7 protein-coding genes are annotated in these 13655 nt (G+C 75.5%); 5 read left to right on the forward strand and 2 right to left on the reverse strand.

All coding sequences use genetic code 11. The annotated features are described in order from the left end of the window. Positions 1-102: 102 nt before the first annotated feature. The 4 genes from AW27_RS32195 to AW27_RS32210 are packed head-to-tail and all read left to right on the forward strand — an operon-like array spanning position 103 to position 10204. Entirely contained in the window at positions 103-3318 is a 3216-nt protein-coding gene (locus AW27_RS32195; RefSeq protein ID WP_037922305.1) for a non-ribosomal peptide synthetase, read from the forward strand. Next, positions 3318-5264 (forward strand): non-ribosomal peptide synthetase, encoded by a 1947-nt coding sequence (locus tag AW27_RS32200; protein ID WP_037922307.1) that lies wholly within the window; start codon positions 3318-3320, stop codon positions 5262-5264. Before AW27_RS32195 ends, AW27_RS32200 begins: the two co-directional genes overlap by 1 nt. Before the next feature lies 1 nt (position 5265). After that, entirely contained in the window at positions 5266-7095 is a 1830-nt protein-coding gene (locus tag AW27_RS32205) for a non-ribosomal peptide synthetase (RefSeq protein WP_052030675.1), read from the forward strand. Continuing rightward, on the forward strand, positions 7085-10204 hold the full coding sequence (locus AW27_RS32210; protein ID WP_037922310.1) for a condensation domain-containing protein: 3120 nt from the start codon (positions 7085-7087) through the stop codon (positions 10202-10204). The genes AW27_RS32205 and AW27_RS32210 overlap by 11 nt, the downstream gene beginning before the upstream one ends. An 88-nt stretch (positions 10205-10292) precedes the next feature. On the opposite strand, the gene AW27_RS32215 is transcribed toward AW27_RS32210, so the two are convergent. Further along, positions 10293-10535: a DUF6332 family protein gene (locus AW27_RS32215; protein WP_037922311.1), complete on the reverse strand. Its 243-nt coding sequence runs from the start codon at positions 10533-10535 to the stop codon at positions 10293-10295. A 186-nt stretch (positions 10536-10721) separates the two neighbouring features. Between AW27_RS32215 and AW27_RS32220 the strand changes: the two genes are divergently transcribed. Further along, complete coding sequence (locus tag AW27_RS32220) at positions 10722-11963, forward strand: NAD(P)/FAD-dependent oxidoreductase (protein ID WP_037922313.1); 1242 nt, start codon at positions 10722-10724, stop codon at positions 11961-11963. A gap of 14 nt (positions 11964-11977) precedes the next feature. Here AW27_RS32220 and AW27_RS32225 read toward each other — a convergent pair whose 3' ends face one another. Next, a complete protein-coding gene (locus AW27_RS32225) occupies positions 11978-13492 on the reverse strand; it encodes a serine/threonine-protein kinase (protein WP_078556513.1) in 1515 nt (504 codons plus the stop codon). Between the last annotated feature and the right edge of the window lie 163 nt (positions 13493-13655).

Consider the following 13655-nt stretch of genomic DNA (forward strand, 5'->3'; position numbering starts at 1 on the left):
CACGCAGACAACGGCATCGTGCGACCCGCGATGCCGCCCGCACGACCACCGGACACGACCGTGACCGGCGCGAAGACCGACCCACAACCTCAGGGATCGCCCATGCTTCCCCTCTCCTCCTCGCAGGAGATCGTCTGGCTGCACGAGCAGATGCAGCCCGGCAGTCGCGCCTACAACTTCACCGCCTCACTCGACCTGTGGGGCACGCTCGACCCCGCGGCGCTGCACAAGGGGCTCGCCGCCACGCTGGCGCGCCACCCCGGCCTGCGCCTGGAACTCGTCGCCTCCGCAGGCTCCGTACCGGCACAGCGCGTCGCGCCGCAGTGTGCGCCGAGGCTGCGCACCAGCGACCTCAGCACGGAGGAGGACCCCGAGGCGGCCTTCGCCCGCCTCCTGCGCGCCGAGGCCGAGACCCCGCTGGACACCTTCGAGGCACCGCTGATCCGCTGGACCCTCGTACGGCTGTCCGAGCACCACCACCGGCTGGTCCACGTCGAGCACCACCTGATCCACGACGGGCACTCCTTCGCGATCCTGCTCGACGACGTCTTCCGGGTCTACCGCGCCCATGTGCTCGGCGAGCCCCTGGAGCTTCCGCCCGCCTCGTCGTACGAGGACCACGTCCGGGAGCGTGCCGAAGCCGGGTACGCCGGCGCATCGCTGGACTTCTGGCGGACCGAACTGCTCGACCAGCAGCACGACATGCCGCTGCCGGGCCTGACCCGCCCCGGCGCCCGCCGGCGGCACCACGGCGGACAGCTGCGCCAGACGATCGGTGCCGATCTCGCCGAACGCCTGCGCGAGCACGCCCGTTCCCGGGGACTGACCCCCTTCGCCACGCTCCTCGGACTGTTCGCCGAGCTCCTGCGGCGGCACAGCGGTCGCTCCCGGATGGTCATCGGCACCGCCGTCGGCAACCGTCCCCTCGGATACGAGGACGCCGTGGGCATGTTCGTCAACACCATCCCGCTGGCGATCGCCCTGGACGGCACCGCCCCCGCCCAGGACGTCATGGACGAGGTCACCGACACGCTCATCCGGGCCCTGCCGCACCAGGACGTTCCCGTCCAGGAACTGACCCGGGCCCTCGGCATGCACACCTCCGGCGCCGACAACCCGCTCTTCTCCGTCATGTTCAGCGCCCACGACGCACCCCTTCCCGAGATCGACGTACCCGGCCTCGACATCACCCTCTTCGAGGGCTTCAACACCGGCACCACCCGCTTCGACCTCGACGTGGTCCTGCTCCCGGACGACCGGCGCGGTGTCACCACCCGCCACGGCGCGCCCGGCATGACGCTGGTGTGGGACTACGACGCCGACCTGTTCGGCGAGGACGTCGCCCGTCTGGTCTCCGGCCGCTTCCTCGACCTGCTGCGCGCCTATCTCGACCGTCCCACGACGCCCCTGGCCGACCTGGCCCCGACCGTTGCCGAGCCGGCCGCCGAGGCCCCGACCGTCCCGGCCGACCGCGATCCGCTGGACCCCGCGGCCGCACACCACCCGTCCCTGCCCGCCCTGCTGTGCGGTGCCCGCCGCATCACCTACGGCGAACTCGACGCACGTGTCGGCTCGCTCGCCGAGCGGCTGAAGGACGCCGGTGTGACCCCCGGCCGGCCGGTGGCCGCCGTCCTGCCCAGGGGGACCGACGCGGTCGTCGCCCTGCTCGCCTGCCTGCGGACCGGCGCCGTCCACTGCCCGCTGTCCCCGTCCGACCCGCCGGCCCGGCTCGGCCTGCTGCTGGAGCGGCTCGACCCCGCGATCGTCCTCACCGGCGACGACGCCCCGGACCTGCCGGAAGGACTGCCGACCGCCCGGATCGACGCCCCCGTACTGCCACCCGCACACGGGACCGTCGAACTGCCCGGCACCGCATACGTCATCCACACCTCCGGCTCCACCGGGACGCCCAAGCCCGTCGCCGTCGGCCACGCGGCGCTGGTCCACCATCTGACCGCCACCGCCGACCGGTTCGGCCTCACCACCTCGGACCGGGTCCTGATGTTCGCCCAGCCGTCCTTCGACGTGTCCTTGGAGGAGGTCCTGCCCACCCTGTACGCCGGGGCGTGCCTGGTGCTGCCCGAGCAGGAGGTGCCCACCGGTACGGAACTCGCCGGACTCCTCGCGTCGGCCCGGGTGACCGTCGCCAACCTGCCCACCAGCTACTTCCTCGCCACCCGGGAGGACCTGCGCCCGGTCCTGCGCGACGGGAGCTGGACCCCCGGGCTCCTGGTCCTCGGCGGCGAACGCCTCCCGGCGCAGGCGCTGCGCGGGATCCTCGCCGACACCGACGCCACCGTGCTCAACGTGTACGGCGTCACGGAGGCGGCCATCAGCTCGACCGTCCACGAGATCTCCCGCGACGCCCTCGCCGAGGGGGCCGAGATCCCCCTGGGCACCGAGCTCCCGGGCGAGCGGATCCACGTCCTCGACGCCCACCACCGCCCTCTGCCGTCCGGCGCGGTCGGCGAACTCGCCGTCGCCGGGCCGGGCCTCGCCGAGGGCTACGCGGGCAACGCGGAGGCCACCGCCGCCCGGTTCGTCACCGTCGACGCACTCGACGGGCAGCGCGTCTACCTCACCGGTGACCTGGGCTACCGCGGTCTGGACGGTCTGCTGTACTTCCTCGGGCGGCGCGACAACCAGATCAAGCTGCGCGGTCACCGGATCGAACTGGAGGAGATCGAGGCGGCGGCCTCCGCGGTGCTCGGCGGCCGCTCCTGCGCCGTCGTGCTGGACCGGGAGACCCCCGGCGGCCCCCGGCTGGTCGGCTTCCTCGCCGACGGAGCCGGGGCCGGTGGGGCTGGCGGAGCCGACGGTGCCGCCTTCGACGAGAAGGCCCTGCACACCGAGCTGAGCCGCCGCCTTCCCGGCCCGCTGGTCCCGGCCCGCTGGGCGCGGCTGGAGAGCATGCCCACCCTCGCCGGAGGCAAGCCCGACCGTGCGGCCCTGTCCCGCCGCGCCGCCGCGCTCGAACCCGGCGGGACCGTGGCACCCGATTCCGACACCGGTAGCGGGTCCGGCAGCGAGTCCGGCGCCCCGGCCGGCACCGGGCCCGAGCCGACGCCCGCCGCCTCGGGGGATCCGATGACGGCCCTGCTCATCGAAGGCTGGCGCAAGGTGCTCGGCCACAGCCGGTTCGACACCGGCTCCCACTTCTTCCACAGCGGGGGCCACTCCCTGCTGGCCGCCGAGCTGGCCGCCTGGCTTGAGCCCAGGCTGGGCACCCGCCCGCCGCTGAAGGTGCTCTTCCGCAATCCCGTGCTCGCCGACCAGGCCGCCGCCCTCGCCACCACCGCACTTTCCACGGAGTCGTGATGATCCAGTCCCCGACCGCAACAGCCCTTCCCACCACCCCCCACGACACCGGCCTCGACGCCTTCCCGGGCACCGGGCCGAGCATCGCCCAGGGGCCCGCCGCCGCACCGAGCAGCGTCCTCGCCCGCTTCGAGGAGTGGGCCCGGCGCGCCCCGCAGGCCCCGGCAGTGATCGACTCCACCCGGACCTGGACGTATCAGGACCTCGACGTCGCTGCCACGCGGGTCGCGGCAGCCCTGGGCGACCGCGTCCGGCCCGGCGACCTCGTCGGCGTCTGCCTCGACCGCTCCGCCGCCCTGGTGGTGACCGCCGTGGCCCTGGCCCGGATCGGTGCGGTCTACCTGCCGCTCGGTCCCCGCCCCGGCGAACGCCGTATCCGGGCCGTCACCGAGGACCTCGACGTCGCGTGCCTCGTCGGCGACCCCGGTGCCCTGCCCCCGGAGCACCGCGGCGGGGAGCACACCCCGCTGCCGCTGCCCGTCGACGGGGTCAACGCCCCCGCCACCCCGGTGGCGGCCTTCGCCGGCCCCACGGGCGGCACCCGGCCCGCCCCCGACGGCGCCCTGTACGCCGTACTCACCTCCGGTTCCACCGGCCGCCCCAAGGCAGTGGCCGTGGCCGAGTCCTCGCTCTCCGTCGCCCTGGACTGGTACCGGGCCGAGACCGGCCTCGCACCGGGCGACCGCCAGTCCCTGCTCATCGGTGTCGCCTTCGACCCGCACCTGATGGAACTGTGGGCCGCCCTGACCGCGGGAGCCGCCCTCGTCCCCGCCCCGGACGACACCCGCTGGGACTCGAACGTCCTCACCGACTGGTGGCGCGACACCGCCCTCACCCACGCCGTGGCGGCCACCCCCACCGTCGAACCGCTGCTGGACCGGCCGTGGCCGCAAGGCCTGAAGCTGCGTCACCTCGTCGTCGGCGGAGACCGCATGCGCCGCCGCCCCGGCAGCGACGTCACCGCCACCGTCCACAACGCCTACGGCCCGGCGGAGGCCACCGTCCTCACCACCGCCCACACCATGCGCGGCACCGACCCGCAGGCCGGCGACCGGACCCCGCCCCCGATCGGCACCGCACTGCCCGGCGTCACCCTCGTCGTCACGGATGCCGAAGGCCGCCCCGTCGCCCGTGGCCAGGAAGGCGAACTGCGGGTCGGCGGCCACTGCCTGGCGCTCGGCTACCTCGATCCCGAACTCACCGCGGCCCGGTTCACCGCGCCCCCGAGCGATCCGGCGCTGTCCGAGGTCGACCGCGTCTACCGCACGGGCGACCGCGTACGGATGAACGCCGACGGCAGCCTGGACTTCCTCGGCCGCCTCGACGACCAGGTGAAGATCAGCGGAGTGCGGATCGAACCGGCCGAGGTGGAAGCCGCTTTCGAGCAGGACCCCCGCGTGCGCACCGCCGTCGTCACGGTGCTGCGCGACAGCTCCGGCCATGGCCGTCTCGTCGCCCATGTACGGCCCGCCGACGGCACCGGCCCGGCGCCCGGCGAGCTCCTCGACGCGGTCCGTTCCTGGCTCCCCGAGCAGGCCGTCCCCGCGGCCGTCCGGATCGTCGACGGCTTTCCGCTCGACGCCAACGGCAAGGTGGACCGCCCCGCCCTGGCGGCCCTGGCCGAGCTGGCCACCGGGGTCCCGGCCGACGCGGCGCCCGCTGCCGGGACCGCGCACGACCCGGCCGAGGCCACCGGCACCGCGACCGAGCTGCTCGTGCTGACCACCGCCCGTGAGCTCCTCGGCCGGCCCGGAGCCGGCCTCGGCCTCGGCGACAACTTCACCGATGCCGGCGGCACCTCCGTCATCGCCGCCCGACTGCTGGCCGCCGTCGAACGCGAGACCGGAGTGCGCCTGCGCGCCCCCGAACTGCTGCGCAGCACCGACCTGCGCGCCGTCGCCGCCCTCATCGACCGCCGCCGGACCCCGCACCCGGAAGGAAACTGACATGACGAAGCCCGCCATGACCCCGACCGCCGCGCAGTCCGCGACCACGCTGCCGGCCCTGGTCGCGCGGCACGCCGAGCTCACCCCCGACGCACTCGCCGTCGTGGACGGCGACACCACCCTCACCTACGGCCGCCTCCTCCAGGCCGGGCACGCCCTGGCCGCACGCCTGCGCGGACACGGAGTGACCCGCGGCGACCGAGTGGCTCTGCTGACGACGCGTTCGTACCGCACGGTCGTCGCCCAGCTCGGCCTCTGGCTCGCCGGAGCCGCGTGCGTACCCCTCGACCCGGCGCAGCCCCGGCCGCGCACGGAGGCGGTGATCGCCGACGCGGAGGTGACGCTCACCGTCGGCGACGCGAAGCTGCTGGACGCGGCCCCCTTCCCCGGCCCTGCCCTCGCCCTGCCCGAGGAGCCGCTGACGGGCGGCCGGGCGGCCGACGGCTGCGACCCGGACGGCGCGGCGTTCATCATGTTCACCTCCGGCTCGACCGGCCGCCCCAAGGGCGTCCTCGTGCCCCACCGGGCCATCGCCGAGCTGGTCACCGAGCCCGACTACGTCACCCTCACCGGCCGCGACCGCGTCCTGTTCCACTCGCCCATGACCTTCGACGCCTCGACGTTCGAAGTCTGGGTCGCGCTCGCCAACGGCGCCGCGGTCGTCGTCTGCACCGAGCAGAGGCCCTCCCTGGAGGACCTCGCCCGGCAGGTGGAACGCCACGGCGTGACGGTGGCCTTCTTCACCACGGCCCTCTTCCACCAACTCGCCGCGCGCCGCTCCCGCGTCTTCACCCAGCTCCGGTCGGTCGTCGTGGGCGGCGAGGCAATGGCCGCCGCACAGGCCCGCGACGTGCTCACCGCCTTCCCCTGGCTGGAGCTCGTCAACGGCTACGGGCCGACCGAGACGACCACCTTCGCGACCGCCCACCGGGTCACCGCGCAGGACTGCGACGCGCAGATACCGATCGGCAGGCCCGTCCACGGGGCCACGGCCCACGTCCTGGACCCCGCCGGACACCCGGTGGCCGACGGGGAGCGGGGCGAACTGTGGATCGGCGGGAGCAGGCTCGCGCACGGCTACACCGGCCTGCCCGAACTCACCGCCGAACGCTTCGTCGAGCACCCCGACGGCGGCGGCCGGCTCTACCGCACGGGAGACATCGCCTCCCGACGCCCCGACGGTGTCCTGCAGTTCCACGGCCGCAACGACGACCAGGTGAAGGTCCGAGGCTTCCGCATCGAACCCGCCGAGATCGAACACGCCCTGCGCGAGCAGCCGGACGTCGACGACGCCGCCGTCACCGTCGACGGCGGCGGCACCCCCGAGGCGCGCCTCGTCGCCTTCGTCGTCGCCGCGCCCGGCCCGGTGCCCGCCGGAGCCGCCCTGCGGGAGCGCCTCACCACCGTCCTGCCGGCCCACCTGGTGCCCGACGCCGTCGCCGTGCTGGAGCGGCTTCCCCTCACCCCAGCGGGCAAGATCGACCGGCGCGCCCTCATCGGGCGCGCCCCCTGCACCGCCGACAGCGCTGCCGGCGGAGAGCCGGCGGCCCGGATGACACCGCTGGAACAGGCCGTCGCCGAGGTGTGGGGGCAGGCACTGGGGATCGAGGTCACCCGCGCCGAGGACGAGTTCCTCCTGCTCGGCGGACACTCCCTGCTCGCCCTCGCCGTCACCGAGGACCTGCGCGAGGAACTCGGCGTGGAGATCCCCCTCGCCGACTTCTTCGCCGCACCGACCGTCGCCGCACAGGCCGCGCTGGTCGAACGCGCCCTCCTGGCCGCCCACCGCGACCTCCACCCCGACACCCCGGAGCACAGCGATGCCCACTGACGCCGACCCCGCGGCCCGCGACCGGCAGCAACTCCAGCGGGAACTGCTGCGCCGGGCCCGCGCCGGAACGGCCCGGCGCACGACGGCCGACGCCGGAACCGTCGGGGGCACCGCCCCCGACAGGGCTGCCGGCGCCCCGGCCGCGGGCCGGCCCGGCCGGGCACCGCAGGCCGAGGGCGCACCCCTGTCCCGTGCCCAGCGCCGCATGTGGCTGATGGAGCGGCTGGGCGGCGCGGGCGACTCCTACCACGTACCGTTCGCCACCCGCGTGCGCGGCCCGTTCGACGCCGCCGCGTTCGCGACCGCGCTCACCTCGCTGGTGGCCCGACACACCATCCTGCGCACCCGCTACACGGAGCACGGGGGCGAGCCCCGGCAGGAGGTGCTCCCGACACCGCACACGGTCCCCGTCCGCGTGGTCGACACCGACCCGGCGCAGGCTGCGGTGCTGCTGCGGCGCGAGGCGGCCCGGCCGTTCGACCTCGCGGCGGGCGACGCCGTACGGGCGCTGGTGCTGCGCCACGGCCCGCAGGACCACACCCTGCTGCTGACGTTCCACCACATCGCCATGGACGGCGTTTCGCTGGAGACCGTCGCCGCCGAACTCGCCGTCCTCTACGCGGCGGCCACCGACGGCACCGACACCCACACGCTCACGGCGGCGCCCCAGTACGCCGACCACGCGCGCCGCGAACACGACGGCCTGCCAGGCCTGGAGGCGGACCTGAAGCGCTGGGGCGACCTGTTGGCGGACGCCGCCCCACCGAGCCTTCCCGGGCCGACGCCGGACGCGCCGGACGCGGCCGGGCGCCCCGCAGCAGCGCGCAGCCTGCCCCTCGCGCCCGCCGTGCCCGAGTCCCTGCGGGCGCTGGGCGCGCAGCGGCGGGCCACGCTCTTCGCGGTGTCCCTCACCGCGGCCTTCGCCGCGCTGCACCGGCTCACCGGCGACGACGACCTCGTCATCGGCGTGGCGGGCACCCACCGCAGCGGAACCGCCATGCGCGGCCTGGTCGGACTGTGCGTCAACACCCTGCCCGTGCGGGTGGAGGTCTCCGGCGACCTGTCCTTCGCCCAGCTGCTGCGACGCGTGAACGACGCGCTCCTCGAAGCCCAGCGCCACCGGCACATCCCCTTCGACCTGGTCCTGGAACGCCTCGGCGCCGGGGCGCGCGGCGCCGACGGGACCGCGCTGGTGCGCGTCACCTCCGACGTCCTCGGGGAGCCGACCGTGCTCCAGCTGCCGGGTACGTCCGCCGAGTACGTCGACATCCCCTCCGACGGCGCGAAGTTCACCCTGTCGTACGGCCTCGCCCTGGGCAGCGCCGACCGGCCCGAGGCGCTCGTCCAGTACGACGCGAACACCCTGGACGAGGGCACGGCGCAGGCGGCCGTACAGGACTACGCGGACCTGCTCCACGCGGTGGCCGCGGACCCGGAGCGGCCCCTCGGCTCGCTGCTCCCCGCCCGCCACGGCCGCGCCCCCGGAGCCGGGGCCGTGGACGCGGACGCGGACGGGCGGAACGCCGGTTCCGCCGCACCGCGGAAGCCGGCGGCCGCCGGCCCGGACCACGGCACGCCACGGCCCGCCGGCGGGGAGGAAGATCCGGACCCGGGTGCCGGCGCCGCTGCCCGGGACGGCTCGGCGCCGCAGGGCGACCCCCATCCGGCGGCGCAGGCCCTGCGCGCCCACCCGAAGGTCGCCGATGCCGCGGTGGTCCGGCTCCCCCACGGGCCCTCCGTGGCCTATGCCGTCCTCCACGACAGCACCGGCCCGTCCGGTCACGAACTCCTGGGTCTGCTGCGCCGGTCGCTCGCCCCCGAGACGGTACCCGCGGCGGTCACGCTGCTCGACGCGCTGCCGCGGACGGCCGGCGGCGCGCTCGATCCCGCACGGTTGCCCGGGGCGCCGGTGCAGAGCCTCCCGCCCGGCCCCCGGGCCGAAGCGGTCCTGGAGACCTTCACCGGCGTGCTCGGCGTCCGGCCGTCGCCGGACGACGACTTCTTCGGGCTCGGCGGCCACTCCCTCAAGGCGGTGCAGCTCGCCGAACGGCTGCGCACGGACCTCGGGCTGCCGCTCACGGGCCTCGACGTGCTCCAGGCCCGTACGCCCCGGGCACTGACCGCGCTCCTCGACGAACGGGCCGCGCAGCAGAATGCGGCGAAGGCTGCGAGCCGGCCGGCCCCGCGCTCCCGGGACGCCCGCCCCGGGACGGTGCTGGTCACCGGCGCGACGGGCGGGGTGGGTGCCTTCGTGGTACGTGAACTGGTGGCCCAGGGGCGTCCGGTGCTGGCATTGGCCCGGCCCGAGTCCGCCCACCTGATCGCCACCGAGGGCGTCGACGTCGTCGAGGGCGACCTCACCGACCTGGCCGGACTGCGCGACGCCGTCGCACAGGCGGACGCCGTCGTCCACGCTGCCTGCACCTTCACCCGGCACGACGTGGACCTGGCGGCGATGGAGGCGATGGTCGGCGCCTGGCGGCGCGGACCGTTCGTCTTCGTCAGCAGCGTCGACGCCTACGGGCACCCCGGCACGGACCGGGTCGCCGAGGAGGCACCGCCCCACGAGCCGGTCAGCCCGTACGGGAAGGCCAAGCTCGACTGCGAGGCCATGGTGCTGCGTGCCGCGGGCAGCGCGGGACGCGGGGGAGCGAGCGCGGTGCGGTCGCCGATCGTCTGGGGCGCGCACGACCGGCTGCGCGAGCAACTGCGCTGGGGCGCCATCGGCTCCCTGTACCAGGCGGCCCGTCAGGGTCTGCCGATCGAACTCCCGCGTCCCGGAACCGGCGGACACGACTGGTACGGCGCCGCCTGGGTGCATGCGGCCGCCCTGGCCCGCGCGGTGGCCGAATGCCTGGACCGCCCCGTGCACGGGATCGCCAACGCGTGCAGCGGCCACGTCTCCTGGCGTGACCTCGCCCAGGATCTCGCGGAACTTTCGGGCACCCGGCCGGCCTTCGACGAGATCGGATCCGTCCCCCGCGATCTGGACCACCGCTGGCACTACGACAGCGCTCGCCTGGCCCGACCCCTGCGCCCCCGGGCCGGCGAGGACCGCCGGACGGTCCTCGCCGAGATGACCGCCGCCATGGCCGTGGGCGGCGCCTGACACACCTGCTGCCGCGCCCGGAGCCCGTACGCGGCTCCGGGCGCGGCGCCCGGCAGCGCGGCCCCGGCACCCTGCGGACGGCACGGTCCTAGCGATTGCGTCCGTGCTGCCAGAGGACGTGGACGACCCGAAGCGCCCCGAGGACTCCGCCCATCGACGCGCCGGCCAGTACGAGGAAGTCCTCGAACCCGCCCGGCAGGTCCCACACGGCGACCGGCCCGGCGATCGCCGCAAACACGACGGCGCCGAGGAAGCAGGCGCTCAGCAGCGCGTATCCGATCTCGACCGTCATCGCGTCCCGTTCGGCCTGGCCCCGTCGTCTCGTCGTCATGCTCGAAGGATCGCATGCGGTGGCCGGCGGGCGCGGCGGCAGGGGCGCACGAGAGGGGCCGCGGGGGGCCGGACGGGCGGCGGCCGGGCCCCCGGGCGGTGTCGCATCCGTGTCCGGGCGATGAGCGGAACACAGTGAACGGGCGGCGCGGGCCGTATCGGAGCGACATGTGAGAGAGGTGGTCGTATGTCTTCAGCCCTGGAGGCGACGGACGCACTGGTCGTCGGGGCCGGAGTCGCCGGGCTGGCGTGCGCCCGGGATCTGGCCGCGGCCGGCGTGAGCGTACGGGTCGTGGAGGCGGGCGACGCGGTCGGCGGCCGGATGCGTTCCGACCGGATCGGTGGCTTCGTCGTCGACCGCGGGTTCCAGGTGTTCAACACCGCTTACCCCCAGGTGCGGCGCAGGTTCGACCTGAAGCGACTCCGGCTGCGGCCCTTCACACCGGGCTTCCTCGTCCACACCCCGGCGGGTCGGCTCCGCTTCAGCGACCCGACCCGCCGGCCGCGCGCGCTGCCCGGACTGCGCGCGGTCCGCACGGCCGGACCGCGCGACCTGACCGCCCTCGGCCTGCTGTCCGCCCGCGACATGCTGCTGCCCCCCGGCCGGATCAAACGGCGTCCGGACACCGCCACCCGCACCGCACTGGCCGAGGCGGGGCTCTCCGAGGAATTCGTCGAGAGGTTCCTGCGCCCCTTCCTGGCGGGGGTCTTCCTGGAGGACGAACTGGAGACCTCCGCCCGGGTGTTCCACCTGGTGTGGCGGAGCATGCTGCGCGGGACCGTGTGCCTGCCGGCCGAGGGCATCGGGGCGGTCCCGCGGGCCCTCGCGACCGGCCTGCCGGAGGGCACCGTACGGCTGGAGACCCCGGCGGCCGGGCTGACGGAGCACGGCGTCCTGACCGCCGAGGGCGCGGAGGTCCCCGCCCGCGCCGTCGTGGTCGCCACCGGCCCGGGGACGGTTCCGGCACTGCTGCCCCAGGTCGCCCTGCCCGACTACCGGATCGTGACGACGTACTACCACGTCGCCGAGCGGTCGCCCCTCGGCGAACCCACGCTGCTCGTGGACACCCGCCGCCGCTTCCTGAACACCTGCGTCCTCAGCGAGGTCGTGCCCTCCTACGCCCCGCGGGGCCGCAGTCTCGTCGCCACTTCGGTCCTCGGCAGGGACGGCCAGGGCCGCGAGCGCGAGCTCCGGGCGGCGCTCGCGGAGGCGTACGGCACGGACACCGACGGCTGGGACCTCCTCACCGTCCGCACCGTCGAGGACGCGCTGCCCGCCATGGCACCGCCCCAGGCGCTGACCCGCACCACGCGGGTGGCGCCGGGCCGGTACGTGTGCGGCGACCACCGGGCCACCGGCTCCGTCCAGGGCGCGATGGCCTCCGGCGCGCGGGCCGCCCGCGAGGTCCTGCGCGACCTGCGGCGCTGAGGCGGACGGGGGATTCAGCCGGTGCAGGTGATCGAGAACGGCACAGGGCGGGAGAGGACCCGGGCGGGGCTCTGGAGTTCCACCGCCATCCCCGTGGTCAGGGTGCCCGTCTTCGCGTAGGCCGCCAGGCGTACGGTGTCGCGTCCGGTCGGGTTGGCCTCGCCGCCGACGGACATGGTGCGCCACTGGGGGTCCACCACCGAGCCGTCGCCGGACACCCAGCGGTAGGAGATCAGCGTGGGCTCGGACGCGCTGAACGTCGCGGTGAACGCCGGGGCCCGGCCCTCGGGAGTCGGGCAACTGCCGCTGTAGGTCGTGTTCGTGCCCGTCACCGACATCCGTACGCCGGCACCCGCTGCGGCGGCGGTGCCGGCGCCACCGTCGTCGCGGGTGAGCGCGTGGGCCAGACCGCCGGCGACCAGCAGGCAGGCGGCCGCGCCGGCGGCGAAGGCCGCCGTCCGGCGTCGGCGCGGCGGGCCGGAATCCGCACGGGGCCCGGCGGGCGGCTCGGGCGCGTCCTGCCGCCCGGCGGACACCTCCTCCGGTGCGCGGGAGACGACGGTGGCCGTCGCCGAGGCCGTCCCTTCGGCGGTCTGCGCGGGGGCCGGGACGACGCGGGAGGAGGCCGTGGCGGCATCCGTCCCCTGCGCGATGTCCCGCAGGGCTGCGGCGACTTCGGCGGCGGGGGTCCGCTCCGACGGCTCCTTGCGGAGCAGTCCGGCGATGACCGGGGTGAGCGGGCCGGCCCGCGTCGGCGACGGCGGCTCCTGTTCCACCACGGCCCGCAGGGTGCCCAGCACGGTGTCCTGCCGGAACGGCGAGATCCCCTCCACGGTCGCGTACAGCATCACACCGAGGGACCACAGGTCGGACTCCGGGCCCGACGGACGGCCCAGTGCCCGTTCCGGCGGCAGGTATTCGGGGGATCCGACGACCTCGCCGGCCATGGTCAGGGCGGTGCTGCCCTCGACCGTCGCGATGCCGAAGTCGCCGAGCACCACCCGCCCGTCCTCGGAGAGCAGCACGTTCGCCGGCTTGACGTCCCGGTGCTCGACCCCGACGGCGTGCGCGGCGCGCAGCGCGCCCAACACCTCCGCGCCGATGCGTGCGGCGTGCCGCGGGGCGAGCGGTCCCCCGGCACACAGCAGATCCGCCACCGACGGCCCGCGGATCAGTTCCATCACGATCCACGGCCGGTCGTCCTCCATGACCACGTCGTGAACCGTCACCACGTTGCGGCCGCCTATCCGGGCGGCCGCCCACGCCTCCCGCTCCAACCGACCGTACATCCGTGCGATGTCACCGGCCGGCAGGCCGGCCGGAACCCGCACCTCCTTGACGGCGACCTCCCGGTGCAGGGTCTCGTCGCGGGCCCGCCAGACGGTGCCCATGCCGCCTGCGCCGAGCCGGGACAGCAGCCGGTAGCGGTTCGCGATCAGCACGTCACCGCCCACCGCGCTCGCTGTCGGGGCGGCAGTGGCGGCCGTGAGTGCGGGCCCCGCCGGGGTCTCGGATTCCTCGTTGTGCATGGGGTGGTTCTCCCTCGTATCGCCGGCCGACGCGAACATCACGTACGGGCGCGGCGCCGGGTTCAGCGGAGCTCGGAATCCGTCGGGTGCCGGGCCGGGGCGATAGGCCGAACGGCCGGGCACACGGTGGGGCGTGCGCGAGAGCGCGCGTGCTTCCGTACGC

Origin of the sequence: Streptomyces sp. PCS3-D2 (assembly GCF_000612545.2) — a bacterium.
GTDB lineage: Bacteria > Actinomycetota > Actinomycetes > Streptomycetales > Streptomycetaceae > Streptomyces.